The 25049-nt window shown below is 62.9% G+C and carries 21 protein-coding genes; 13 read left to right on the forward strand and 8 right to left on the reverse strand.

Annotated elements, in window-relative coordinates:
* Positions 1–2: 2 nt before the first annotated feature.
* On the reverse strand, positions 3–1220 hold the full coding sequence (locus NMG80_RS00305) for a urate hydroxylase PuuD (RefSeq protein WP_254016275.1): 1218 nt from the start codon (positions 1218–1220) through the stop codon (positions 3–5).
* A gap of 139 nt (positions 1221–1359) precedes the next feature.
* On the opposite strand from NMG80_RS00305, the gene NMG80_RS00310 reads away from it, so the two are divergent.
* On the forward strand, positions 1360–2280 hold the full coding sequence (locus NMG80_RS00310) for a LysR family transcriptional regulator (protein WP_254016276.1): 921 nt from the start codon (positions 1360–1362) through the stop codon (positions 2278–2280).
* A gap of 21 nt (positions 2281–2301) precedes the next feature.
* Here the strand turns inward: NMG80_RS00310 and xdhC are convergent, their stop codons facing one another.
* From xdhC to uraH, 4 genes are all read right to left on the reverse strand, one after another.
* The gene (xdhC, locus tag NMG80_RS00315; RefSeq protein WP_254016277.1) at positions 2302–3291 is read right to left on the reverse strand and encodes a xanthine dehydrogenase accessory protein XdhC; all 990 of its coding nucleotides are present in this window, start codon (positions 3289–3291) and stop codon (positions 2302–2304) included.
* A gap of 75 nt (positions 3292–3366) precedes the next feature.
* Complete coding sequence (gene xdhB, locus NMG80_RS00320) at positions 3367–5715, reverse strand: xanthine dehydrogenase molybdopterin binding subunit (RefSeq protein ID WP_254016278.1); 2349 nt, start codon at positions 5713–5715, stop codon at positions 3367–3369.
* Entirely contained in the window at positions 5715–7196 is a 1482-nt protein-coding gene (gene xdhA, locus NMG80_RS00325; protein WP_254016279.1) for a xanthine dehydrogenase small subunit, read from the reverse strand. The genes xdhB and xdhA overlap by 1 nt, the downstream gene beginning before the upstream one ends.
* Positions 7197–7199: 3 nt before the next feature.
* Entirely contained in the window at positions 7200–7574 is a 375-nt protein-coding gene (gene uraH / locus NMG80_RS00330; RefSeq protein WP_254016280.1) for a hydroxyisourate hydrolase, read from the reverse strand.
* A gap of 175 nt (positions 7575–7749) precedes the next feature.
* Between uraH and puuE the strand changes: the two genes are divergently transcribed.
* The 10 genes from puuE (at position 7750) to NMG80_RS00380 (ending at position 19308) form a co-directional block, all read left to right on the forward strand.
* On the forward strand, positions 7750–9192 hold the full coding sequence (gene puuE / locus NMG80_RS00335) for an allantoinase PuuE (RefSeq protein ID WP_254016281.1): 1443 nt from the start codon (positions 7750–7752) through the stop codon (positions 9190–9192).
* Positions 9193–9256: 64 nt separating this feature from the next.
* Positions 9257–10105: a bifunctional allantoicase/(S)-ureidoglycine aminohydrolase gene (locus NMG80_RS00340; protein ID WP_436798509.1), complete on the forward strand. Its 849-nt coding sequence runs from the start codon at positions 9257–9259 to the stop codon at positions 10103–10105.
* On the forward strand, positions 10102–10605 hold the full coding sequence (locus NMG80_RS00345; RefSeq protein ID WP_254016283.1) for an ureidoglycolate lyase: 504 nt from the start codon (positions 10102–10104) through the stop codon (positions 10603–10605). The genes NMG80_RS00340 and NMG80_RS00345 overlap by 4 nt, the downstream gene beginning before the upstream one ends.
* Positions 10605–11198: a nucleoside deaminase gene (locus NMG80_RS00350; RefSeq protein WP_254016284.1), complete on the forward strand. Its 594-nt coding sequence runs from the start codon at positions 10605–10607 to the stop codon at positions 11196–11198. The genes NMG80_RS00345 and NMG80_RS00350 overlap by 1 nt, the downstream gene beginning before the upstream one ends.
* Positions 11199–11267: 69 nt before the next feature.
* Positions 11268–13253, forward strand: coding sequence for a CocE/NonD family hydrolase (locus NMG80_RS00355; protein ID WP_254016285.1), 1986 nt, complete (start codon positions 11268–11270; stop codon positions 13251–13253).
* A 155-nt stretch (positions 13254–13408) separates the two neighbouring features.
* Complete coding sequence (locus NMG80_RS00360) at positions 13409–14995, forward strand: ABC transporter substrate-binding protein (RefSeq protein WP_254016286.1); 1587 nt, start codon at positions 13409–13411, stop codon at positions 14993–14995.
* A gap of 16 nt (positions 14996–15011) precedes the next feature.
* The gene (locus tag NMG80_RS00365; protein WP_254016287.1) at positions 15012–15971 is read left to right on the forward strand and encodes an ABC transporter permease; all 960 of its coding nucleotides are present in this window, start codon (positions 15012–15014) and stop codon (positions 15969–15971) included.
* Positions 15972–15983: 12 nt separating this feature from the next.
* Positions 15984–16808 carry an ABC transporter permease gene (locus NMG80_RS00370; RefSeq protein WP_254016288.1) on the forward strand — a complete coding sequence of 275 codons (825 nt, stop codon included), beginning with the start codon at positions 15984–15986 and terminating at the stop codon, positions 16806–16808.
* Positions 16808–18460, forward strand: coding sequence for an ABC transporter ATP-binding protein (locus tag NMG80_RS00375; RefSeq protein ID WP_254016289.1), 1653 nt, complete (start codon positions 16808–16810; stop codon positions 18458–18460). Before NMG80_RS00370 ends, NMG80_RS00375 begins: the two co-directional genes overlap by 1 nt.
* A gap of 8 nt (positions 18461–18468) precedes the next feature.
* Positions 18469–19308: an alkaline phosphatase family protein gene (locus NMG80_RS00380; protein WP_254016290.1), complete on the forward strand. Its 840-nt coding sequence runs from the start codon at positions 18469–18471 to the stop codon at positions 19306–19308.
* Between the two features lie 257 nt (positions 19309–19565).
* Here the strand turns inward: NMG80_RS00380 and NMG80_RS00385 are convergent, their stop codons facing one another.
* The 3 genes from NMG80_RS00385 to NMG80_RS00390 form a co-directional block, all read right to left on the reverse strand.
* Entirely contained in the window at positions 19566–20270 is a 705-nt protein-coding gene (locus tag NMG80_RS00385; protein ID WP_367185895.1) for a zinc-dependent alcohol dehydrogenase family protein, read from the reverse strand.
* 103 nt (positions 20271–20373) lie between these two features.
* Positions 20374–20505 carry a hypothetical protein gene (locus NMG80_RS36960; RefSeq protein WP_301942136.1) on the reverse strand — a complete coding sequence of 44 codons (132 nt, stop codon included), beginning with the start codon at positions 20503–20505 and terminating at the stop codon, positions 20374–20376.
* 558 nt (positions 20506–21063) lie between these two features.
* Complete coding sequence (locus tag NMG80_RS00390; RefSeq protein ID WP_254016291.1) at positions 21064–22086, reverse strand: substrate-binding domain-containing protein; 1023 nt, start codon at positions 22084–22086, stop codon at positions 21064–21066.
* A 358-nt stretch (positions 22087–22444) separates the two neighbouring features.
* Between NMG80_RS00390 and NMG80_RS00395 the strand changes: the two genes are divergently transcribed.
* Both NMG80_RS00395 and NMG80_RS00400 read left to right on the forward strand, forming a co-directional pair.
* The gene (locus tag NMG80_RS00395) at positions 22445–23800 is read left to right on the forward strand and encodes an ABC transporter substrate-binding protein (protein ID WP_254016292.1); all 1356 of its coding nucleotides are present in this window, start codon (positions 22445–22447) and stop codon (positions 23798–23800) included.
* 235 nt (positions 23801–24035) lie between these two features.
* Positions 24036–25049: a carbohydrate ABC transporter permease gene (locus NMG80_RS00400; RefSeq protein WP_254016293.1), complete on the forward strand. Its 1014-nt coding sequence runs from the start codon at positions 24036–24038 to the stop codon at positions 25047–25049.

Raw genomic sequence — 25049 nt, forward strand, 5'->3', positions numbered from 1 at the left:
GCTTATTTCCCTGCCTCCTCGAACCATGCCACCAGCAGCGCCCGCTCCTTGTCGGTGATATGGGTGACGTTGGCGGGCGGCATCGCGCGGCTGCGGCCGGCCTGCATGTAGATCTCGCGGGCTTGCTCGGCGATACCGGCGTCCGTGTCGAGCATCACACCTTTCGGCGCGTGATAGATGCCCTCGTAGGATGGCTCCTGCGCATGACACATCGAGCAACGGCCAAGTACGGTGTCGCGCACTGCGGAAAAATGCGCCGAGGCGATATAGACCTGTGCCGTCGAGGACGCCTTGACGTCGCCGGTCAGCACTTTCGGCGCCGTTGACAGCCAGATGATGACGACGAACAGGACGGCGGCGGCCAGCCAGATCCAGGTCCGGTTGCCCTTGCGCGCATGCATGGTGTTGAAATAGTGCCGGATCAGCACGCCGATGATGAAAACCAGCGAGGCGATCACCCAGTTGAATTGGGTAGCAAACGCCAGCGGGTAGTGATTGGACAGCATCAGGAACAAAACGGGCAGCGTCAGGTAATTGTTGTGCAGCGAGCGCTGCTTGGCGATCTTGCCGTATTTCGGGTCGGGCTTGCGACCGGCGATCAGGTCGGCGACGACGATCTTCTGGTTCGGGATGATAACCATGAAGACATTGGCCGACATGATCGTCGCGGTGATGGCGCCAAGATGCAGGAAGGCGGCGCGGCCGGTGAACAGATGGGTAAGACCCCAGGCGATGAACACCAGCACGCCATAGAGCACCAGCATCAGGCCGGTGTCGCTCCCGCCAAGCGGCGAACGGCATAAGAGATCGTAGACCACCCAGCCGACGCCGATCGTTGCCAGTGACAGCAAGATGCCTGTAGGCACCGACATGGCAAGCACGTTGGGATCGATCAGGAAGAGGTCCGCCCCGGCATAGTAGACGACGCACAGCATGGCAAAGCCCGACAGCCAGGTGGCGTAGGATTCCCATTTGAACCAGGTCAGGTGCTCGGGCATTTCGGCCGGCGCCACAAGATATTTCTGGATGTGGTAGAAGCCGCCGCCATGCACCTGCCATTCCTCGCCGAAGGCGCCGACAGGCATTCCCGGGCGCTGGCGCAAGCCGAGATCGAGTGCGACGAAATAGAAGGACGAACCGATCCAGGCTATGCTGGTGACGACATGCAGCCAGCGCACGGCGAAACTCAGCCAGTCCCAAAAAATCGCGAAATCCAACATTGAAAAGTCGTCCCTGCCGATCGGGTGACTTTACGGACTGGAGCGCAAACGGAAAGGGCCGAGCTGCACGATGACTTTCAAAAAAAAATGGAAAATACTAGGCTCTTCATACGCAGCTGCATGAGAGCCACGAATCCGCATGGCCTATCTCGACAACATCGCCGTTTTCGTCCGTGTCGTCGAGCTCGGCAATCTGTCGGCGGCAGGCCGCGACATGCGCATTTCGCCGGCGGTCGCCTCCAACCGTATCAAGGAGCTCGAAAAGCATCTCGGTGTCAGGCTGTTCAACCGCACGACGCGGCAGTTGATGCCGACCGAGCACGGCACCGTATTCTATTCCGGCGCCAAGCAGGTGCTTGAAGCGGTCACCGAGGCCGAAGCCGCTGTCAGCGCTTTGTCCGGCCAGCCGCGCGGCACCATCAAGGTGACAGCGCCGCTCGGGCTTGGCCGGCGGCTGGTGGCGTCGGGAATCCCCGATTTCCACGACAAATATCCTGACATCGAAGTTCGGCTGAGGCTTTCCGACCACAATGTCGACATCATGAAGGAAGGCATCGACGTTGCCTTCCGGCTCGGCATCATCGAGGATTCCAGCCTGAGAATGCGCGGCATCATGGAGTGTGAGCGGGTGCTGGTGGCAGCGCCGAAATATCTCGAAGCGCGCGGCGAGCCGGCCGAGCCGCAGGAACTGATCGCCAGCAAACACGACTGCCTGATGCTGCGCTACGCCGGCGCGCGCGAATATGTCTGGACGCTGCAAACGGCCGACGGTCCGCGGAAATTCGAGGTGCACGGACCCTATGACACCGACGATGGCGACGTTCTGACCGGCTGGGCGCTGTCGGGCCGCGGCATCATCAACAAGCCGCGCTTCGAGGTCGAGCCGTTCATCCGCGACCGGCGGCTGAAGGTGATCCTGCCCGACACGCCACCGACGCCGGTCCAGTTCGCCGCCGTCTACCCGCACAAGAAGCTGCAGGACCCGAAGGTGCGGCTACTGCTCGATTTCATGGCCGAGCGCTGCCAACGGCTGATCAAGGATATTCTGGCCGGCAGGTGAGCGTTGCTCGAATTCTGGCCGTCAGCCGGCCATTGTCTTGCCACGGGAGGTCGGGTGCGGCGCGGCTCGTGCGCCAGCATGGGCGGCCAGCGCCGTCATGATCTCGGCCGCCGCCAAGGCCGCGATCACTTGCGGACGCTTGTCCCTGACCGCATCGCCGCCAATCGGCGAGACGAGGCGGGCAAATTCCGCCTCGCTGCCGTCCGCCGACTTCAGGAACCAGTTCCTGAACGTCGCCTTTTTGGTTTTCGAGCCGATCATGCCGACATAGGCGGCATCCCGACGTTTCAGTGCCTCGGCGACGATCAGGAAATCCAGTGCGTGGTCGTGAGTGAGGACGACGAACGCGGCGCCAGCCGGAGCTTTGCGCACCAATGCCTCGGGCATCGGCGTCAGACTGGTTTCGACCGCTTCCGGCATACCCTCCAGCGCCTCGGCCCGCGTCTCGACAACGACGACACGGACCGGCAGCAAGGCCACCGCCGATGCCAGCGCCTGGCCGACATGGCCGCCGCCGAAGATGTAGACATGCGGCAGCTGCGCCTGCTCGGCTTCCGCCGCCGCGACAATCTCGGCTTCGAGCGCCGCATCGACCAGCCGGATCAGCACTTTTACCCTGCCGCCGCAGCACTGACCGATTTCCGGCCCGAGCGCGACATCGAGCGTGGCGCTGACATCCCTCCCCCTCGAGAGGAGTGTGGCGGCGAAGCCGCCGCGTGGGCTCGCCGCGGCAGTGCTCGACGCTCTGGCGGTGCCTTCTGAGACGACCCCCTCTGGCCGCTTCGCGGCCATCTCCCCCTCAAGGGGGGAGAAGAACAGCTGCCGCGCCTTGTCGATCGCCATGTATTCGAGTTGGCCGCCGCCGATCGTGCCAAAAATCGCCGCGCCCGAGACGAGCATGAAGGCGCCCTTCTCGCGTGGCGTCGAGCCTTTTGTCCCGGCCACCTCAACCAGGGCGACCCGGCCGGCGCGCGCAAGAAAGGCTTTCAGGCTTTGCACTTTCGAGGTCATGTTTCACTTTCCCTATTGGGAAATATAGAGTTTTTCGGCCTAAATTGCACGCTTCCAAGGATTCCGAGGCCGGGTTCACGTGTTGGCCTTGGCTTCCCACTTCAGCCGCTCGATCGCCATTAGCACCCGCTCCGGCGTCGCCGGTGGGTCGAGGCGCGGGCAGATGCGGTGATCGGCAACGCTCGCCACCGCATCCGACAGCGCATGCAGTACCGACATGCCGAGCGGGAACGGCGGCTCGCCGACCGCCTTGGAGCGGTGCACCGTCGGCTCGCTCGCTTCCGGCCAGTCGGCCAAAGTCACGTTGAAGATCTTCGGCCGGTCCGAGGCCAAGGGGATTTTGTAGGTCGACGGCGCATGGGTGCGCAGCCGGCCCTTGTCGTCCCACCACAATTCCTCCGTCGTCAGCCATCCCATGCCTTGGATGAAGCCGCCCTCGACCTGGCCGAGGTCGATGGCGCGGTTCAGCGAGCGGCCGGTCTCGTGCAGGATGTCGGTGCGCTCGACCATGTATTCGCCGGTCAGCGTATCGACCGACACTTCCGAGCACGCGGCGCCGTAGGCAAAATAATAGAAGGGGCGACCCTCGCCCTTGTCGCGATCCCAGTGGATTTTCGGCGTCTTGTAAAAGCCCGCCGCCGAAAGCTGGATGCGCGCCATATAAGCCTGCCTGACGAGATCGGCGAAGGCGATTTCCTGGTTGCCGATGCGCACCCGGTTGGGCAGGAACAGTACCTGGTCGCGCGGCACCTGGTATTTTTCAGCGGCAAAATTGGTCAGCCGCTCCTTGATCTGCCGGGCGGCGTTCTGCGCCGCCATGCCGTTGAGGTCGGAACCGGAAGACGCGGCGGTCGCCGAGGTGTTCGGCACCTTGCCGGTCGTCGTCGCGGTGATCTTGACCTGGTCGAGGTCGATCTGGAATTCTTCCGCCACCACCTGCGCCACCTTGACGTAGAGGCCCTGCCCCATTTCGGTGCCGCCATGGTTCAGATGCACCGATCCGTCGGTGTAGACATGCACGAGCGCGCCGGCCTGATTGTAATGCGTTGCTGTGAAGGAGATGCCGAACTTGACCGGCGTCAGCGCCAGTCCGCGCTTGATGAAGCGACTGTTGACGTTGAAGGATTCAATGGTGCGGCGACGCCTTGCATAGTCGCAACTCGCCTCCAGTTCGGCGACGATGCGGTGGATGATGTTGTCTTCGACCGTCTGGTGATAAGGCGTGATGTTGCGGTCGCTGGTGCCATAAAAGTTCTTCTTACGGATTTCGAGCGGATCCTTGCCGACGGCAAAGGCGACCTCGTCGATGACGCGCTCGGCGCCGACCATGCCTTGCGGCCCGCCGAAGCCGCGGAAGGCGGTGTTCGACACGGTGTTGGTGTAGAGCGGCGCCGATTGCGCATGAACCGCCGGCCAGAAATAGGTGTTGTCGCAGTGGAACAGCGCGCGGTCGGTGACCGGGCCGGAGAGATCCGCCGAGAAGCCGCAACGCGCGGCGAACATGAAATCGACACCAAGAATATTGCCCTCGTTGTCGAAGCCGACCTCGTAGTCGACAAGGAAATCGTGCCGCTTGCCGGTGGCGATCATGTCGTCGTCACGGTCGGGCCGGATTTTCACGGCGCGATGGTGTTTTTTCGCAGCAATCGCCGCGAGCGCGGCAAACTGGTTGCCTTGCGTTTCTTTGCCGCCGAAAGCGCCGCCCATGCGGCGGATCTCCACCGTCACCGCATGGCTCGGCACGCCGAGCGCATGGCTGACCATGTGCTGGATTTCGCTCGGATGTTGGGTCGAGGAATAAATCGTGACGTCCTGATCCTCGCCGGGAATGGCCATGGCGATCTGGCCCTCAAGATAAAAATGGTCCTGACCGCCGATGCGCATTTTTCCCTTCAGCCGGCGCGGCGCGGCGTTGATCGCAGCCGCGGCATCGCCGCGCCTCAGGGTCAGCGGCGGCGTGACCAGCTTGTCCTTCCTGGGGTCGAGGGCGGCGATGTCGGTGACGAAAGGCAATTCCTTGTATTCGACCTTGGCCAGCCTTGTGGCGCGGCGCGCCTGCTCGCGGGTTTCGGCGATGACGCAAAAGATCGGTTGGCCGAAAAACTGCACCTTGCCGGTGGCCAGCACCGGCTCGTCGTGGCGGCCGGTCGGCGAAATATCGTTTTCGCCCGGCACGTCGCTGGCCGTCAGCACGTCAACGACGCCGGGCGCGGCGCGCACCGCCGACAGGTCCATGCTGGTGATGGTGGCATGCGTGGCGGTCGAAAGCCCAAGGCAGCCATGCAGCGTGCCGGATGGTTCCGGCATGTCATCGATATAGACAGCGGTGCCGCGGACATGCTTGTGCGCGGAATCATGGCGCTGGTCGGTGGCAACGCCACCCGAGATTTTTTGCGCCTTGAGGTTGGGAGCGTGCGTGGTCATTACGCCGCCTCGTACCGCGATATCTGGATCGGCGCCTTGGTGGCGCTGGTCTCGGCGAAGAAGCGCAACAGCAGGTTCCGCGCTGCCAACGCCCGGTATTCGGCGCTCGCTCGCATGTCGGTCAGGGGGGTGAAATCTTTGGCGTACTCGGCCATCGCCACCTCGACCGTCGCCTCCGTCCAGGCCTTGCCGAGCAGCGCCTTTTCCACGCCGAAAGCTCGCTTCGGCGTTGCCGCCATGCCGCCATAGGCGATGCGGATATCCGTCACCGTGCCGTCGCTGGCCAGGGTCAGCAGGAATGCGCCAAGCGCTGCGGTGATGTCCTCGTCACGGCGCTTGGTGATCTTGTAGACGGCGAATTTGGTATCGCTGCCCGGCACTGGGACGTGCACTGCCTCGACGAACTCGCCCGGCTGCCGATCCTGCTTGCCGTAGGCGATGAAGAAGTCTTCAAGCGAGATCGTCCGCCGCTTGTTGCCGCGGCGCAGCGTCAGCCGCGCGCCGAGTGCGATCAGCGGCGGCGGCGTGTCGCCGATGGGCGAGCCGTTGGCGATGTTGCCGCCGATCGTGCCCATATTGCGCACCTGATCGCCGCCGATGCGGTCGAACAGCGGCCCCAGCGCCGGGATGCGTCTCGCCAGCGTCGAGAAAGCCTCGGTGTAGGTGACACCAGCGCCGATCGAAATGATGCCGTTGTCTTCGGAAATCGCGCAGAGCCCGTCGAGATTGCCGATGAAGATCGCCGGCGAGATCTCGCGCATATGCTTGGTCACCCACAGGCCGACATCGGTCGAACCGGCGACGATGGTGGCGCCCGGCTCGTTGTCGAGCACGGCGGCGAGATCGTCGGCATTGACCGGCACGACCAGACGCTGCTTGCCGGCGCCGATCTCGATGCGCGAACCATCTTTCATCGCTGCGAGCTTGCTCGTGATGGCTTTGCGCTCGGCCGCCAGCGGATCCTTTGCCGCCTGGCCGTAGCTGGAGATGGCACGTGCCGCCCGCATGATCGCCTCGTAGCCGGTGCAACGGCAGAGATTGCCCTGAAGCGCCTTTTCGATGGCTGCATCCGAAGGCTCGGGCGACCGCATCCAGAGAGCATAGAGCGACATGACAAAGCCCGGCGTGCAGAAGCCGCATTGCGAGCCGTGCGAATCGACCATCGCCTGCTGCGCCGGATGCAGTTTTTCGCCGTCGCCGCGCAAATGCTCGATGGTCACGACATGCGTGCCATCGAGCGAACCGAGGAAGCGGATGCAGGCATTGACGCTTTCGTAGACCAGCCGGCCGGCCGAGAGCCTTCCGACCAGCACGGTGCAGGCGCCGCAATCGCCCTCGGCGCAACCTTCCTTGCTGCCGCGCAGCGAGCGCTCGATCCGCAGCCAATCGAGCAAGGTCTCGTCGGGCGCAACCTTGGTCAACGCAACGTTCTCGCCATTGAGGATGAAGCGTATCTCGCTGCGTGTTTTGAGTCTCGTCATGTCTCAGCTCCCCCGATAGGTCGAATAGCCGTAGGGGGATATAAGCAGCGGCACATGATAGTGCACCGGCTCGGCCATGCCGAAGCGTATCGGCACGCTGTCGAGGAAGGCCGGTTCCGGCAGTCTCAGGCCCTGCCGGCGCAGATAGTCGCCGGCGGCGAAGACCAGCTCGTATTCGCCGGTGCGGAATTCCGCGTCGGCAAGCAGCGGCGTGTCGCAGCGACCGTCGGCATTGGTGACCGCGGTCTTCAGATGCGTCCGCATGTCGTCGTTGATGCGGTAAAGCTCGATCGACAGGCCGGCAGCCGGCCTGCCGGTCGCGGTGTCGAGGACATGGGTCGTCAGACGTCCGCCTTCGGCTTTCGAGGTTTCCGCCACTGGCTGCTCCCATTCCCGGTACAGTCGAACATGTTTGACGAATTGTGCGCCAATTAAAGGCGATGCATAAGTCCCGGTCGAGCCAAGTGCTGCAAAAACACTTTCAAAAATTTTCGGGGGAATGCGCAAGCAATCCTTTCGACTATCCTGATCACACTATCCGGCAGGAGCGACAATGCGTTACGAACGAGACATGCGCGGCTACGGCGCCAATCCGCCGGATCCGAAATGGCCTGGCCCGGCGCATGTCGCGGTGCAGTTCGTCGTCAATTACGAGGAAGGCGGCGAAAATTGCGTCCTGCATGGCGACAACGCTTCGGAAGCCTTCCTGTCCGAGATCGTCGGAGCTGCACCCTGGCCCGGGCAGCGTCACTGGAACATGGAATCGATCTACGAATATGGCGCGCGCGCCGGCTTCTGGCGATTGCTGCGCCTGTTCACCGAGGCTGCGGTGCCGGTCACCTGCTATGGCGTCGCCACAGCGCTGGCCCGGTCGCCCGACCAGGTCGCGGCGATGCAGGAGGCCGGCTGGGAGATCGCCTCGCACGGACTAAGATGGATCGACTATCGCGACCATGCGCCGGAGGACGAGCGCCGCGACATGGACGAGGCAATCCGGCTGCACTACGAGGTGACAGGGGCACGGCCGACCGGCTGGTATACCGGCCGCACATCGATCAACACCGTGCGGCTGGCGGCGGAAGAAGGCGGCTTCGACTATGTGTCGGACACCTATGACGACGAACTACCTTACTGGTTCGAGCCTTATGGGCCGGATGGGCCGGATGGGTCGGCGAAGCCGCAGCTCATCATCCCCTACACGCTCGACGCCAACGATATGCGTTTCGCCACGCCGCAGGGCTTCAACTCGGGCGACCAGTTCTTCGCCTATCTCAGGGATAGTTTCGACACGCTCTATGCCGAGGGCAAGGCAGGGCGGCCGCGCATGATGAGTATCGGCCTGCATTGCCGTCTCATCGGGCGCCCCGGCCGCGTCGCAGCGCTCAAACGCTTCGTCGATTACGTCAAATCGCACGACAGGGTATGGCTGGCGCGGCGCATCGACATTGCCAGGCACTGGCAGGAGACCCATCCGTTCCGACGGCCGGCGCTGCGCCCGTCGAAAATGGAATTTGAGGCTTTCGTCCGGGCTTTCGGCGGCGTGTTCGAGCATTCGCCGTGGATCGCCGAGCGCGCCTACGGGCTGGAACTTGGTCCGGCGCATGACAGTGCCGGCGGTCTGCATAATGCATTGTGCCGTGTCTTTCGCGGCGCCAGCGAGGCCGAGCGGCTCTCCGTGCTCGACGCCCATCCCGACCTTGCCGGCAAACTGGCGCAGGCCAAAACGCTGACAGCGGAATCGGCCAGGGAACAGGCTTCCGCCGGGCTCGACGCGCTGACCGACAAGGAGCGCGAGCTGTTCTCAAAGCTCAATGCCGCCTACGTCGCCAGTTTCGGCTTCCCCTTCATCATCGCGGTGAAAGGCAAGACCAAGGCAGACATCCTGGCGGAGTTCGAGGCCCGCATCGGCAACAGCCGCGGCGTTGAATTCGAAACCGCCTGCAAACAGGTCGAGCGCATCGCGCTGCTTCGCCTCAAGGACATGCTTCCGCAATAGGCCTTGGCTCCCGCAATAGGCCTTGGCTTCCGCAACTGGCTTTGAACTGATGGGTACGATGATAATGGCCTACCGAACCTATTACGCGCCACATGGCGGCCACCCCGGCCAGAGTGAGCTGCTGACCGGCCGGGCCGTCTTCACCGAGGCCTATGCGGTCATCCCAAGGGGGGTGATGCAGGACATCGTCACCAGCGCCCTGCCGTTCTGGGACAAGACCCGCGTCTGGGTGCTGTCGCGCCCGCTGTCCGGGTTTGCCGAGACGTTTTCGCAATACATCGTCGAGGTCGCGCCCGGCGGCGGCAGCGACCGGCCGGAACCGGATGGCGGCGCCGAAGGCGCCCTGTTCGTGGTCGAGGGCGAGCTCAGCGTCTTGCTGGCTGGCGAGAAGCATGTCTTGCAGCCGGGCGGCTTTGCCTTTCTGCCGCCGGCCAGCGGATGGACTGTTCGCAACGAGAGCGGCGCCGCTGTCCGGTTCCACTGGATCCGCAAGGCCTACGACGCCGTCGAAGGCATTGATGCCCCGCAAACCTTCTTTGCCAACGAACAGGACATTGCGCCGACGCCCATGCCCGGCACCGAGGGCCGTTGGGCGACGACGCGCTTTGTCGACCCTGAAGACATGCGCCACGACATGCATGTCACCATCGTCACGCTCGAGCCGGGTGCGGTGATCCCCTTCGCCGAGACGCATGTCATGGAGCACGGTCTCTACGTGCTGGAGGGCAAGGCGGTCTACCGCCTCAACCAGGACTGGGTCGAGGTCGAGGCCGGCGACTATATGTGGCTGCGCGCCTTCTGCCCGCAGGCCTGCTATGCCGGCGGCCCCGGAAAATTCCGCTACCTGCTCTACAAAGATGTCAACCGGCACGCCAAGCTCGGTATGGTGGGCTTCGGGGGTCGCGCGCGGTGACCCGCATCGTGGCGCGGCCGCTGACCCGCGAAAATTTTGCCGAGTTCGGCGACGTCATCGATATGGGCGGCGACAATCACTACCCGATCAATGGCGGCAAGGCCGAGCGCTACTACGACCTCGCCACGGCGCAAGCGCTGGGGCCAAATGCGCGCGTGCTGATCTCCATGGTGCGCGGCACGCCTTACGAATTTCCGCTAAAGCTGACCATGGTCGAGCGTCATCCGTGCGGCAGCCAGGCTTTCATCCCGCTGTCGCCACGGCCGTTCCTGGTCATCGTTTGCCATGATGGCGACGAAGGTCCAGGAGAGCCGCACGCCTTCATCACCGCGCCCGGGCAAGGCGTCAACTATCCGCGCAATCGGTGGCATAGTGTGCTGACGCCGATCGGCGAGGTCCAGGATTTTCTCGTCGTCGACCGCAGTGGCGACGGCTCCAATCTCGAAGAGTTCCATTTCTCGCACGCTTACGAGATCCATCTCCCCGACGGGACCGCATGATGACCGACATTCCGCTGATCGACCGCCTGCTCGACGTCATCGAGCGTGACATCGTGCCGAAGACAGCCGAAGGCGTCGCCCATGGCAACAAGCTGTTCGGCGCGGCGATTCTGCGCAAGGACGACCGCGCGCTGGTGCTTGCCGAAACCAATAACGAGACCGAAAATCCGCTCTGGCATGGCGAAGTGCACTGCCTGAAGCGGTTCTACGAAATGCCGAAGGCTGAGCGCGTCGACACCAAGGACGCGATTTTTCTCGCCACGCACGAACCCTGCTCGCTGTGCCTGTCGGCGATCACCTGGACCGGCTTCGACAATTTCTACTATCTGTTCAGCCACGAGGATTCGCGCGACAGCTTTGCTATCCCGCACGACCTGAAGATCCTGAAGGAGGTCTTCACCCTCGACCCCGGCGGCTATAATGCCGAGAATGCCTATTGGAAGAGCTTTTCGATCCGCAAACTGGTGCGGTCGCTGCCCGAGGCCGAACGCCAACGGTTGGAAGCGCGGATCGGCAATATCTCGGCGCGTTATGACGAACTGTCCAGCGCTTACCAGGCAAGCAAGGCCGACAACGACATTCCGCTGAGTTGACGCGGATTGACCAGCCGATTTCGTTGGCTGGCCCACGACGCATCGGCAGCAGCTACATCATGTGGCCGCATGAAAACCGTCACTGAATTTCCCCGCAAGGTCGTCGAATTTCCTAACATGGGGATCGTCATGCCGGATGGCTGCCGGCTGTCGGCGCGGGTGTGGATGCCGGACGATGCTGCCGACGATCCGGTGCCGGCGATCCTCGAGCACCTGCCTTACCGCAAGCGCGACGGCACGATCTTTCGCGATCAGCTGACGCATCCCTATTTCGCCGGCCACGGGTACGCCTCGATCCGCGTCGACATGCGCGGCAATGGCGATTCCGAAGGGCTGATGGACGACGAATATTCCGAGCAGGAATTGCAGGACGCTTGCGACGTGATCGCCTGGGCGGCCACCCAGCCCTGGTGCAACGGCAATGTCGGCATGATGGGCATCTCCTGGGGCGGCTTCAACTGCCTGCAGACGGCAGCCAAGCAGCCGCCGGCGCTGAAGGCGGTGATCAGCCTGTGCTCGACCGTCGACCGCTATGCCGACGACATCCACTACAAGGGCGGCTGCCTGCTGATCGAGAATTTCGGCTGGGCCTCGACCATGCTGTCCTACTCGTCGCGGCCGCCGGATCCGCTGCTGGCCGGCGATAACAGATGGCGCGACCTGTGGCTGACCCGGCTGGAGAACCAGCCCTTCCTGGCGCCGCTGTGGCTGAAGCATCAGCACCGCGACGCCTATTGGAAGCGCGGCTCTATCTGCGAGGACTATTCCGCCATCCAGGCCGCCGTGCTGTCGATCGGCGGCTGGCATGACGGCTATCGCAACACCATTTCCCATCTCGCCGCCAATATCGAGGCGCCGGTCAAAGGCATCGTCGGCCCGTGGATCCATAAATACCCGCATTATGCGGCGCCCGAACCGCGCATCGGCTTCCTGCAGGAGGCGTTGCGCTGGTGGGACCGCTGGCTGAAGGGCATCGACACCGGCGTTGAGGCCGACCCCGCCTACCGCGCCTATGTCATGGACAGCGTGCGCCCCGCGCGCTGGCATCCCGAACGTCCGGGCCGCTGGGTCGCGGAACGGGTGTGGCCGTCGCCTGAGATCAAGACGCAGGAAGTCGAGCTGATTCCCGAAGGCAGCAAGCCGGCCATCGTCGCGTCGCCGCAAAGCTGCGGCCTTGCCGGTGGCGAATATTTTCCCTTCACCTTCGGCCCGGAATTGCCCGGCGATCAGCGCCCCGACGATGCGTTGTCGGTGTGCTTCGACCAGCCGGTGCTGACGGAGGCGATCGACATTGTCGGCGCCCCGGAGGTTCTGGTCCGGGTCTCGTCGGACCGGCGCCAGGCGAACATCGCGATCCGGCTGTGCGACGTGCACCCCGACGGCGCGTCGGAGCTGATCTCCTATGGCGTGCTCAACCTGACGCACCACAACTCGCACGAATTCCCGCAAGCGCTGGTGCCGGGCGAATCCGTCACCGCCCGGATCGTGCTCGACCAATGCGCCTATCGCGTGCCATCAGGTCACCGCCTGCGCATTGCCGTTTCGAACGCCTATTGGCCGATGATCTGGCCATCGCCGGAGCCGGTCCGGCTCGACCTGTCGGCGGCAACGCTGACGCTGCCGCTGCGCTCGCTGGCGCAAGGCGACGAAGTCATGTTTCCCACGCCCGAAGCAGCTGCGCCCTGGATAACCGAAACGATCCGCGCCGCCAATTCCGAGCGTCATGTCGATCGCGACGAGAAGACCGGAATCGTCACGCTTTCCATAACAGACGATTTCGGCGAGGTGCGCGATCTGGAGCATGGCCTCGCCAATGGCAGCATTGCGCGAGAGACATGGGCGATCCACCCCGACGATCCGTTGTCAGCGTCGGGCAAGACTCACTGGACGCAGACGCTGTCGCGGAATGGATGGTCGGTGCGCACCGAAACATCAGCCGAGATGCGGTCCGACGCGCAAAACTTCATGGTTAACGCCAGAATCGAGGCCTATGAAGGCGAGAAACTGGTTTTCGAGCGTAATTTCGAGGAGAGCATTCCGCGCGCACTGCTTTGAGCACTTATGCGGATTGGTCCAATTGCGACGTACGATTTACGCCACGGCATGTCGCATTCGGTCTTGCTTACGGCGTTCCCTTGCGGTCATTATTCTCCCCACAAGAAACCATAAAAAAGACCATAAGGTCGAACCAACAGAGTGAGGAACTCAACATGTCGAACGAACTGGAATTTCTTAGCCGGCGCGTCGCATCCGGCAAACTGAGCCGTCGTGATTTTCTCGGCCGGGCGGCAGCGCTCGGTGTCACCGCGACCTTCGCCAACTCGCTGCTTTCAAGTGCGGCGCGCGCCGCGGGTCCGGTCAAGGGCGGCACGCTGAAGGCCGGCCTGGTCGGCGGCGAGTCCACTAACAGCCTCGATCCGGCCCTGTTCATGACCCAGGTGCCGTTCGCCTTCGGCAAGATGTGGGGCGAACTGATCGTCGAGCTTTCACCGGAAGGCACTCTCGAGAACCGTATCGCCGAGGAGATCGGCTCGTCGGACGACGCCAAGGTGTGGACGCTGAAGATTCGCGACGGCGTCGAATTCCACAATGGCAAGACGGTGACCGCCGAGGACGTGGCTGCCACCCTCGAACGCCATTCGGACGAGAAGTCGAAGTCGGGCGCGCTCGGCTACATGAAGGGCATCGAGAGCATCAAGGCCAGCGGCAAGGAAGTCGTGCTGACGCTGAAGGAAGCGAATGCCGACCTGCCCTATCTGCTCAGCGACTACCATCTGATCGTCCAGCCCAATGGCGGCAAGGACAAGGCCGATGCCGGCATCGGCGCCGGGCCTTACAAGATCACCACCAACGAGCCTGGCGTGCGTCATGGCGGCGAGCGTTTCGCCAATTACTGGCAGGGCGACAAGATGGGCCATGCCGACCAGATCGAGATCATCGTCATCAACGACGCCACGGCGCGCACCTCGGCGCTGCAGGGCGGCCAGGTCAATATGATCAACCGCGTCGAGCCGAAGATCGTCGACCTGATCAAGCGCCTGCCCGGCGTCACCATCCGCAACCATGCCGGACCCGGCCACTACGTGTTTATCATGCATTGCAACACGGCGCCGTTCGACAACAACGACCTCAGGATGGCGCTGAAGCTGGCGATCGACCGCGAGGAGATGCTGGACAAGATCCTGCGTGGCTATGGTTCGCTCGGCAACGACTTCCCGATCAACGCGTCCTATCCGCTGTTTACCGAGATCGAGCAGCGCAAATACGACCCCGACAAGGCCAAGTTCCACTACAAGAAGTCGGGGCACGACGGCACCGTGCTGCTCAGGACCTCGGATGTCGCCTTCCCCGGCGCCGTCGACGCATCCCAGCTCTTCCAGCAGAGCGCGGCCAAGGCCGGCATCAAGATCGAGCTCAAGCGCGAGCCCGGCGACGGTTACTGGAACGAAGTCTGGAACAAGCAGCCCTTCTCCGCCTCCTATTGGGGCGGACGCTCGACGCAGGACCAGATGTATTCGACCGCCTATCTGTCGACGGCCGACTGGAACGACACGCGATTCAAGCGTCCCGACTTCGACAAGTTGGTGCTGGCGGCGCGTGCCGAGCTCGACGAGGCCAAGCGCAAGCAGATGTATCACGACATGGCTGTCATGGTGCGCGACGAGGGCGGCCTGATCCTGCCGATGTTCAATCAGTTCATCGACGCGACGGGTGCCAAGGTCGCCGGCTGGGTGGACGATCCGCATCAGGAACTGATGAACGGATACGCTCTGGCAAAGTGCTGGCTCGAAGCCTGAGCCCGGCCTTGCGGACATGTCCTCACCCATCGTGAAACTGGTGGCCCAGCGCATTGCGCTGGGCATCCTCCTTTTGTTGGCCGTATCGGTCCTGATCTTCGCCGGCACCCAGATCCTGCCCGGCGATGTCGCGCAAGCCATTCTCGGACAGTCGGCGACACCGGAATCGCTCGCCAATCTGCGCGAGCAGCTCGGCCTCAACGATCCGGCCCTTATCCGCTATTTCCGCTGGCTCGGCGGCGTCGTGACCGGCGACCTCGGCTCTGCCATGTCGAGCGGGCAGGATATTGCGACGTCGATCAAGGGACGGCTGTGGAACACGCTGTTCCTCGCCTTCTGGGCGGCGGTCGTGGCCGTGCCGCTGGCGATCATCCTCGGCCTGATCGCGGTGCGTTACCGCAATGGCTGGGTCGACAAGCTGATCTCCGGACTGGCGCTTGCCTCGACATCGTTTCCCGAATTCTTCATCGGCTACGTGCTGGTCTATTTCTTTGCCGTGAAGTACCAGATCTTCCCCGGCATCTCGACGGTCTATGACGGAATGCCTTTCGGCGAGCGCATGCAGGCGATCATGCTGCCGGCGGCAGCACTGACGCTGGTGGTGCTCGCCCATATGATGCGGATGACGCGCGCCGCGATCCTCAACGTCATGCAGTCGGCTTATGTGGAAACCGCCGAGCTCAAGGGGCTTTCGGCATTCGCCGTCATTCGCAGGCATGCCTTTCCCAATGCGATCGCGCCAATCATCAACGTCGTCATGCTCAACCTCGCCTACCTCATCGTCGGCGTCGTCGTGGTCGAAGTGATCTTCGTCTATCCCGGCATGGGGCAATATCTCGTCGACCACGTCACCAAGCGCGACGTGCCGGTGGTGCAGGCGGTCGGCCTGATCTTCGCCGCCGTCTACATCAGCCTGAACATCATTGCGGACATAGCGGCGATCGTCGCCAATCCGCGTCTCAGACATCCGAAATAGGGGGGAGCGGGCATGCTCGACTTAAAACGCATCCCCGTCCCGGCGCTGATCGGCCTTGTGCTGACGGCGCTGTTCGTGCTGGCGGCGATCTTCGCGCCGTGGATCGCGCCCTACGGCAATGGCGAGATCGTTGGCGATGTCTGGGGGCCAATGTCGGCGACACATTGGCTGGGCACCGACAATCTCGGCCGCGACCTCCTTTCGCGCATGATCTACGGCGCGCGCATCACGCTGTTCATCGCGGTGCTGGCCACCGCGCTGTCCTTCTCGCTTGGGGCCATCCTCGGCTTCTCGGCGGCGGTTTTCGGCGGCTGGTTCGACACGCTATTGTCGCGCCTCGTCGATCTCCTGATGTCGATCCCGACGCTGATCATGGGCCTCGTCGTGCTCTCGGTGCTGCCGACCAATCTGGTGACGCTGATCCTGGTCATGGGCATTCTCGACTCGACCCGCGTCTATCGCCTGTCGCGGGCGGTCGCCGTCGACATCAACGTCATGGATTTCGTCGAGGCGGCCAAGCTGCGCGGCGAAGGCAGCGCGTGGATCATCTTCCGCGAGATCCTGCCCAACGCGCTGTCGCCGCTGGTTTCGGAACTCGGCCTGCGCTTCATCTATGCCGTGCTGTTCTTGTCGACGCTGTCCTTCCTCGGCCTTGGCGTGCAGCCGCCTAGCGCCGATTGGGGCGGCATGGTCAAGGAAAACAAGGATGGTATCGTCTTCGGTATAGCGGCGGCACTCATCCCTGCCGCGGCGATCGCGATGCTGGCGATCTCCGTCAATCTGGTCGCCGACTGGGTGCTCAACCGCACGACAAGCCTTAAGGGAGGGCGCGGGTGATGGCTGACCAGCGAGCAAAGTCCATGCTGCTCGACATCCGCAATCTGCGCATCGAGGCCACGGTGTTCCCGCCGGGCGAGGCGCCCAAGAACATCGTGCTGGTCCATGACGTTTCGCTGACGCTCGAGAAGGGCAAGGTGCTCGGCCTGATCGGCGAGTCCGGCGCCGGCAAGTCGACCATTGGCCTGGCGTCGATGGGCTATGGCCGCGGCGGCGTGCGCATCACCGGCGGCGAGGTCATGCTGAACGGCCGCGACATCCTCAAGGGCGGCAAGGAGGGTTTTCGCAAGCTGCGCGGCCGCGAAGTCTGCTATGTCGCGCAATCGGCTGCCGCCGCCTTCAACCCGGCGCACAGGCTGATGGACCAGGTGGTCGAGGCGACGCTGCTGCACGGCACGGCAACCCGGGCCGCGGCCGAAAAACGCGCCATCGCGCTGTTCAAGAAGCTCAGCCTGCCGAACCCCGAAAGCATCGGCGAACGCTTTCCGCACCAGGTGTCCGGCGGCCAGCTGCAGCGCGTGATGACGGCGATGGCGCTGTGCTCCGAGCCCGACCTGATCGTCTTCGACGAGCCGACCACGGCGCTCGACGTGACGACGCAGATCGACGTGCTGGCGGCGATCAAGGACGCCATCCGCGACACCCATGTCGCGGCGCTCTACATCACCCATGACCTTGCCGTCGTCGCCCAGGTCTCGGACGAAATCATGGTGCTGCGTCATGGCCGGCTGGTCGAATGGGGCGGCACCCGCCAGATCATCAAGGAACCGCGCCAGGAATACACCAATGCGCTGGTCTCGGTACATGAGATCGAGCACCAGGAGCAGAAGCCCGGCACGACTCCGTTCCTGTCGGTCAAGAACATCACCGCTGCCTACGGCCGCAGCCATATCAAAGTGCTGAAGAACGTCTCGGTCGACATCTATCCGGGCCAGACGCTGGCTGTCGTCGGCGAGTCCGGTTCGGGCAAGTCGACACTGGCGCGCGCCATCACCGGCCTCCTGCCACCCGAAGAGGGCACCGTCACGTTCGATGGACGTCCGCTCGCCAACCGGCTTGCCGACCGGCCCAAGGAGGATCTGCGCCAGTTGCAGATGATCTATCAGATGGCCGACGTGGCGATGAACCCACGCCAGACCGTCGGCACCATCATCGGCCGGCCGCTCGAATTCTATTTCGGTCTGCGTGGAAGGCAACGTGACGCCCGCGTCGCCGAGCTGCTCGACAAGATCGAGATGGGCAAGGGTTTCATCGACCGCTACCCGGCCGAGCTTTCCGGCGGGCAGAAGCAGCGCGTCTGCATCGCCCGCTCGCTCGCCGCCAAGCCGAAGCTGATCATCTGCGACGAGGTCACCTCGGCGCTCGACCCGCTGGTGGCCAACGGCATCCTGAAACTGTTGCTCGAGCTGCAGAAAGAGGAAAACGTCGCCTATCTGTTCATAACCCACGACCTCGCCACGGTGAAGTCGATCGCCGATTCGATCGCGGTGATGTATCGCGGCGAGGTGGTGCGCTACGGCGCCAAGAGCCAGGTGCTGGCGCCGCCGTTCGATGCCTATACCGACCTTCTCTTGTCCTCAGTCCCCGAAATGGAGATCGGCTGGCTGGAAAAGGCGATCAAGGGACGGCGCATGGCCAGCGCCGGCAATTAGACACCCCGGTGGCGCTGAAGACAAAACTTCTGCTGATCGTCCTCGACGGCGTGCCTTACCGCAACTGGCGCCGGCTGATGGGCAATCTCGAAGGCTGGGTGCAATCGTGCGAAGCGTGCATCTGGAAGATGCGTTCTGTGCTGCCGTCGACCTCGGCCAGCTGCTATGCCTCGATCCACACCGGCGTGGCGCCGCAGGTGCATGGCATCCTGACCAACGAGAACCGGTTCCGCGTCGAGCAGCCGGATATCTTCTCCGAGGTCAGCAAGGCCGGTGGCAAGACCGGCGCGGTCACCCATTCCTACTGGTCCGAATTCTTCCGCGCCTATCCTTTCGATCTCGTCGAGGACATGGAGTTCGACGAGCCGGGCGGGCCGATCACCCATGGCCGGTTCCACACCATGACCGGCTACAATGCCCGCAACCAGATGACGCCGAGCGACGTCGACCTGTTCGCGACGCTGACCATGCTGACCAGACGCCACGGTATCGACTACGGCATCCTGCACACCTGCACGCTGGACTCGATGGGCCACCGCTTCGGCCACAACTGCCATGAGATGGACCATGCCGTCTATGCGATGGACGGCATGCTGGCCACCTTCCTGCCGCGCTGGCGGGAAGCCGGCTACGAGGTGATCGTCACCGCCGATCACGGCCAGAGCGATCGCGGCCATCATGGCGGCCACGACGACGAGATGCAGGATTTTGCCTTGTATTATTTCGGACAGGGCAAGGGTCCGGAGCCCGACACGCTGCTCGACCAGCTGCAGCTTGCGCCGACGGTGCTTGCGCGCCTCGGCGTGCCGGTGCCGGCCACGATGAAGGCCAGGCCGTTTCTCGACTGATTTGGTGCCTGGCCCGCTTCCTTGCGGAGAACATGAAGCCCAGAGGCAAATGCGCAACGCCAAATGGAGGCCAGATACAGCAGTCAAAGTTCGAGACAGACCTTGCCAAAATGCTTTTGGGACTCGTAGTGCTTGAAGGCATTGGCGATCTCCTGCAGGGGAAACCGCGGTCGATAGCAGGCTTCAAACGGTTGACCTCTATGGCACGAATCATGTCTTCTTGGTCTGCCCTGCTACCAATCGAGATTCCGCTGACCCTAATCTGATTGGAAAAACAGGGCCGGGATCGAAACTTGTCCGGCAAAGCCAGTCAAGACACCGATTACTGCGATGTGGCCGCCCATCCTGCAAGCTGTTATCGACTGCGCCAACGTGCCGGGCCCGCCAACCTCGATCACATGATCGACGCCGCGTCCGTCCGTCAAAACCCTTGCCTTCTGGCCCCAATCCGGCACTGCCTTGTAATTGACGACAATGTCGGCTCCAAACCGCTTGAGCTTTTCCAGCTTCTCCTCCGATGAAGAGGTGGCAATAACCCGAGCGCCCGCAATCTTTGCGAATTGCAGCGCGAACAGCGATACACTGCCCGTCCCAAGGACCAGCACCGTGTCACCGGGCTTCACCTGGCCGCACACCATCAGGGCTTTCCAGGCGGTGACGCCGGCACAGGTAAGCGTTGCCGCCTCTATATGAGTGAAGTCTGCCGATGCCCTTGTGAAGGCGTGCCACGGCATGCACACATATTCGCGGGCATAGCCGTCAGCATCATCTCCCAATTCGCCACTCTTGTTGGCTGGCGTAGGTTCGCCTGCCAGCCAATGGGGCCAATAGGTGCTGACGACGGCATCTCCGGCCTTGAATTCTTGGACATCTCTCCAGCGCCATCGGACAGCGGGATGCGGCCATCGGCGCACGGTTTCTTTCCCAGCGCCACCATGCTGTCGTGGAAATTCAAGGAACATGCCCGTATCCTGACAAGCAACTCACCCGGCCCTGGTTCCGGGCGATCCTCCTCGACCAGCTTGAGACTTTCCAAGCCTCCCGGGGCCTTCAGCCTAATCTGTCTCATGGAAAGCTCCTTCCGACCGCGCAAGGCTTCATGCGCCCCACCAGTCGCGTGGACGCTCTGACCGCGTTGAACACCGGCATCGGCGATCGATCCACGAGAATCGCGGCCGCAAAGCTGTTGTTGGTCATGACATTCTTCAGCTGGGTTGTGGTTGCGATCGGGACCTTAGTCCCCCGGCAGCGGACCGGTGAGTTACAAAACTGTCGGGAATCCTTGCGCGGAGGTGTCGTCCAATGACGCTCCGTCCGAGGCTGAACGACTGCACCTTGCCCGACGCGGATGACGGCCGCCTTTTGCTTGGCGCCCCGGACCGAGACGGGACCCTAAAAACCGGGAGAACGGTACACTCTGGCAACCTCTCCGCTCTTCGGTTAGCTTTTGAAAATCCGGGCGGAAAGCAGTGAACTTTTTGGGCCGATCGGCGACAGAGCAGACAGCAGCCAGGCGGCTCGACCGGCCATGACGGCAGCGACGGAGACCGATCGGGCGCTTGTCGGCCGGATCGCGAAATCTCTCAACATATGGCGGCGGAGAAGGCATCCGAGAAGCGTCTATCAAGTGAAATTGGCCCAACGGAGATTGGACGACTAGTTTACCGAGGGTTTTCAACTTCTAGGACGGCTTTTATGATATGAACGAGGGTGGCAGACGTCCGCAAATGGATCGAACGCGGTTATTCCGGACGTCTACGCAGGCGCGCCGCCGACCGATCCCCTGACCACCAGGTCGACCGGCCAGACTTCGCCGCGGGCGCCCTCCTCCAATCCGGAAATCCGCGCCGCCAGGCGCTCGGCGACGCGCGCGCCGGCGAGGCGGATCGACGAACGTGTCGTCGACAGCGGTACGGAGAAATTCTCTGGCTTCAGCCAGGGGAAGACGTCGTCATGGGCGATCAGTGACAGGTCGCCCGGAATGGTCAGGCCGAGATCGCGCACCGCGCGCACGACGCCGAGCGCCATGATCAGGCTGGAGCAGACGATCGCGGTCGGCGCATCGCTGCGCTCGAGCAACCGTCTGGCGGCGCGATAGCCGTTCTCCTCGGTCATGGCGAGGGAACAGACCTGGCCTTCGTCAAGCACCAGGCCGCTCGCCGCCAGTGCTCGGCGCACGCCACGCTCGCGGTGGATGGCGAAGGTCTCGCGGCGGTCGCCGTTGATCAGCGCCAGCCGCCGGTGACCGAGCTGGACGAGCAGCCGTGCCGCCTCGTGGAAGGCGCCCTCATTGTCGATATCGGTGAAGGGGTAGTCGAAATCGAGCCCTTCGCTGCGGCCATGGACGACAAACGGGATGCCGAGCGTGTTGACCAGCGCCACCCGCCGGTCGGTCGGCCGCGGCGAGGAGATGTAGATGGCGTCGACCTGCCGGTTGGCGACGATACGCCGGTAGGTCGTCTCCTGGTCGTCGGCATCGGCCGGGGACAGCACCAGGTCGAGTTCGTGAGAACGGGCGTAGTCGCCGAGACCCGAGAGGAATTCGACGAAATGCGGGTCGATGTCGACGGCCGTCCCGGTCGGCAAGACATAACCGATCATCCCGGTCTTGCCGGTGGCCAGCCGGCGCGCGCTCGGGTTGGGGCGGTAGCCGTGGCGCTTGGCGGCGTCGATCACCCGCCGGCGCGTTTCCTCGTTGACTTCCGGGTAGCCGTTCAGCGCGCGGCTTACCGTCGTCTGCGAAAGCGCCAGCATGTGGGAAAGCTGTTTGAGGTTCACCGGAGGCCTCCAAGCCCCAAAGCGCTTTAACTATGGATTGCTCGAGCCGCGGCGGCCCGCGCTGCTGATGCGAGATCATAAGCACCTTTCTAACCGGTTTGAAGCAAATTTGCTTTTGCAGCGCCAAAAACGGTGCTGCAGCGCACTTTGTTTGCTCAGGCGGCCATGGTATCAAATCGATTAAGTTGCCACCCTCTTGACTTCTGATTAATTCAGTGGCGTGATTGAAAGCACCAAAGCGCTTTGGAAGGCTCTTCGAAAGGTTGCGGTTCCTTTGCGAGTGAGTCACAGTCCTGCGGCGTCGGCGGACGGAATGGAGGTTCCGTCCCGTGTTTGTCACCACTGGGAGGGAATACCAATGAGGAAAATGCTTCTGCTGAGCGCCGCCTTTGTCGCGCTCGCCCTGGGCGCACCGGCGCAAGCCGAACTGAAATTCAAGCCGGGCGAAGATCCCCGCTTCAACTGGGCGAATTACGAAGAGCTCAAGAAGGTCGACCTCAAGGGCGAGACGCTGTCGATCTTCGGGCCGTGGCGCGGCGAGGACGAGGGCCTCATCCGCACCGTTCTCGACTATTTTTCGGAAGCCACCGGCGCCGAGGTCAAATACTCATCGTCGGAAAATTACGAACAGCAGATCGTCATCGACACGCAAGCCGGCAGCCCGCCCAACATCGCCGTGCTGCCGCAGCCGGGCCTGATCCAGGATCTGGCGTCCAAGGGCCTGCTGACGCCGCTCGGCGACGACACCGCCAACTGGATCAAGGACAATTACGGCGCCGGCCAGTCATGGGTCGATCTCGGCACCTTCAACGACAAGGACGGCAAGCCGGGCTTCTTCGCCTTCCCCTACAAGGCCGACGTGAAATCGCTGGTCTGGTACTCGCCGGACAATTTCGAGGAAGCCGACTACGAGGTGCCGAAGACGCAGGAAGAACTCGCCGAGCTCGAAAAGCAGATCATCGCCGACGGCGGCACGCCATGGTGCATCGGGCTCGGTTCGGGCGGCGCCACCGGCTGGCCGGCGACCGACTGGGTCGAGGACATCATGCTGCGCACCCAGACGCCCGAGACCTACGACAAGTGGGTGAAGAACGAGATTCCGTTCAACGACCCCGCGGTGGTCAATGCCATCGACATTTTCGGCAAGATCGCGACCGACGACAAGATGGTCGACGGCGGCGCCAAGGCGGTGGCGGCGACCGATTTCCGCGACAGCCCGAAGGGCCTCTTCTCGGTGCCGCCGAAATGCTATTTACACCATCAGGCGTCGTTCATCCCGACCTTCTTCCCGGAAGGCACCGAGATCGGCCAGGACGCCGACTTCTTCTACTTCCCGCCTTACGCTGCCAAGCCCGACCTTGGCACCCCGGTGCTCGGCGCCGGCACGCTGGCCATGATCACCAAGGATAGCAAGAGTGCCCGCGCGTTCATCGAATTCCTGAAGATGCCGCTCGCCCATGAGATCTGGATGGCCCAGGGCGGCTTCGTGACGCCGTTCAAATCGGTCAACAAGGAGGCCTATGCCAGCGACGCGCTGAAGAAGCAGGGCGAAATCCTTGCCGAGGCCTCGACCTTCCGCTTCGACGGGTCCGACCTGATGCCGGGCAAGATCGGCGCCGGCGCCTTCTGGACCGGCATGATCGATCTCGTCGGCGGCAAGTCCGCCCAGGATGTCGCCACCGACATCCAGAAGAGCTGGGACGCGATCAAGTAGGCGTCCCGGCTGACGTGCGGACTACGATCCTGCATGGATCCGGGCCTTAGTGGCCCGGATCCGACCGGCGGCCCGCGCCGCAGCAATTTTTATGAGCACATTCCGGCATGACGCGCGACCAGCAAGAGCAAAACCCTGCCTTGCATCCGGTCGCGTTCCAAACAACTGAATCGGCCTATAATCGCATCGTCAAAGCCATGCTCGATTGGCGGATCATGCGCAGAGGGAGGGACCCGTGGCGGCTCAGATTTTTTCGGCCATATTTGTCATCGTCGTCGGCGTCGGCGGCTGCGTCGCCTATTTCTGGGGTGCCAACAAACTGGTGGACATCATCTTTCCGTCGCGCGGCGTTGCAGGTGCGGCGGCCATCGACAATCTGCGCCGGCAGGGGATGATCCGGCCGTGGTTGTTCGTCGGCCCGGCCATGATCATCCTCACCATTTACCTGATCTACCCGGTCGTGGAGACGCTGAGGCTGTCGTTCCTCGATCGCGGCGGCGCCAATTTCGTCGGCTTCGCCAACTATGAATGGGCGTTCGGCGACCGCGAGTTCCGCAACGCCATTTTCAACAACATCATCTGGCTGGCGGTGGTGCCGACCGCCTGCACATTCCTCGGGCTTATCATCGCCGTCCTCACCGACAAGATCTGGTGGGGCACCATCGCCAAGAGCCTCATCTTCCTGCCGCTGGCCATCTCCTTCGTCGGCGCCAGCGTCATCTGGAAATTCATCTATGAGTATCGCGGCGAGGGCCAGACGCAGATCGGCCTGCTCAACGCCATCATCCAGTATTTCGGCGGCCAGCCGCAGGTCTGGATCTCGCTGCCGTTCTGGAACAATTTCTTCCTGATGATCATCCTGATCTGGATCCAGACCGGCTTTGCCATGGTCATCCTGTCCTCTGCCTTGCGGGGTATTCCCGAAGAGACGCTCGAAGCGGCCGTCATCGACGGCGCCAATCCGTTCCAGATCTTCTGGAAAATCATGGTGCCGCAGATCTGGGGAACGATCGCCGTCGTCTGGACCACCATCACCATCCTGGTGCTGAAGGTGTTCGACATCGTGCTGACCATGACCAACGGCCAATGGAACAGCCAGGTGCTGGCAAATCTGATGTTCGACTGGATGTTCCGCGGCGGCGGCGATTTCGGTCGCGGCGCCACCATCGCCATCATCATCATGATCGCAGTCATTCCGATCATGATCTGGAATATCCGCCAGGCGAACAAAGAGACGGGAGGGCATTGA

Source organism: Mesorhizobium escarrei (assembly GCF_935825525.1).
GTDB lineage: Bacteria > Pseudomonadota > Alphaproteobacteria > Rhizobiales > Rhizobiaceae > Mesorhizobium > Mesorhizobium escarrei.

What these genes read in the sequence shown, in the direction of transcription:
- NMG80_RS00305 (WP_254016275.1), bottom strand. Translation starts at nt 1,220, where the DNA reads ATGTTGGATTTCGCGATTTTTTGGGACTGGCTGAGTTTCGCCGTGCGC.
- NMG80_RS00310 (WP_254016276.1), top strand. Translation starts at nt 1,360, where the DNA reads ATGGCCTATCTCGACAACATCGCCGTTTTCGTCCGTGTCGTCGAGCTC.
- xdhC (WP_254016277.1), bottom strand. Translation starts at nt 3,291, where the DNA reads ATGACCTCGAAAGTGCAAAGCCTGAAAGCCTTTCTTGCGCGCGCCGGC.
- xdhB (WP_254016278.1), bottom strand. Translation starts at nt 5,715, where the DNA reads ATGACCACGCACGCTCCCAACCTCAAGGCGCAAAAAATCTCGGGTGGC.
- xdhA (WP_254016279.1), bottom strand. Translation starts at nt 7,196, where the DNA reads ATGACGAGACTCAAAACACGCAGCGAGATACGCTTCATCCTCAATGGC.
- puuE (WP_254016281.1), top strand. Translation starts at nt 7,750, where the DNA reads ATGCGTTACGAACGAGACATGCGCGGCTACGGCGCCAATCCGCCGGAT.
- NMG80_RS00340 (WP_436798509.1), top strand. Translation starts at nt 9,257, where the DNA reads ATGGCCTACCGAACCTATTACGCGCCACATGGCGGCCACCCCGGCCAG.
- NMG80_RS00350 (WP_254016284.1), top strand. Translation starts at nt 10,605, where the DNA reads ATGACCGACATTCCGCTGATCGACCGCCTGCTCGACGTCATCGAGCGT.
- NMG80_RS00355 (WP_254016285.1), top strand. Translation starts at nt 11,268, where the DNA reads ATGAAAACCGTCACTGAATTTCCCCGCAAGGTCGTCGAATTTCCTAAC.
- NMG80_RS00360 (WP_254016286.1), top strand. Translation starts at nt 13,409, where the DNA reads ATGTCGAACGAACTGGAATTTCTTAGCCGGCGCGTCGCATCCGGCAAA.
- NMG80_RS00365 (WP_254016287.1), top strand. Translation starts at nt 15,012, where the DNA reads ATGTCCTCACCCATCGTGAAACTGGTGGCCCAGCGCATTGCGCTGGGC.
- NMG80_RS00370 (WP_254016288.1), top strand. Translation starts at nt 15,984, where the DNA reads ATGCTCGACTTAAAACGCATCCCCGTCCCGGCGCTGATCGGCCTTGTG.
- NMG80_RS00375 (WP_254016289.1), top strand. Translation starts at nt 16,808, where the DNA reads ATGGCTGACCAGCGAGCAAAGTCCATGCTGCTCGACATCCGCAATCTG.
- NMG80_RS00385 (WP_367185895.1), bottom strand. Translation starts at nt 20,270, where the DNA reads ATGTTCCTTGAATTTCCACGACAGCATGGTGGCGCTGGGAAAGAAACC.
- NMG80_RS36960 (WP_301942136.1), bottom strand. Translation starts at nt 20,505, where the DNA reads ATGACCAACAACAGCTTTGCGGCCGCGATTCTCGTGGATCGATCGCCG.
- NMG80_RS00395 (WP_254016292.1), top strand. Translation starts at nt 22,445, where the DNA reads ATGAGGAAAATGCTTCTGCTGAGCGCCGCCTTTGTCGCGCTCGCCCTG.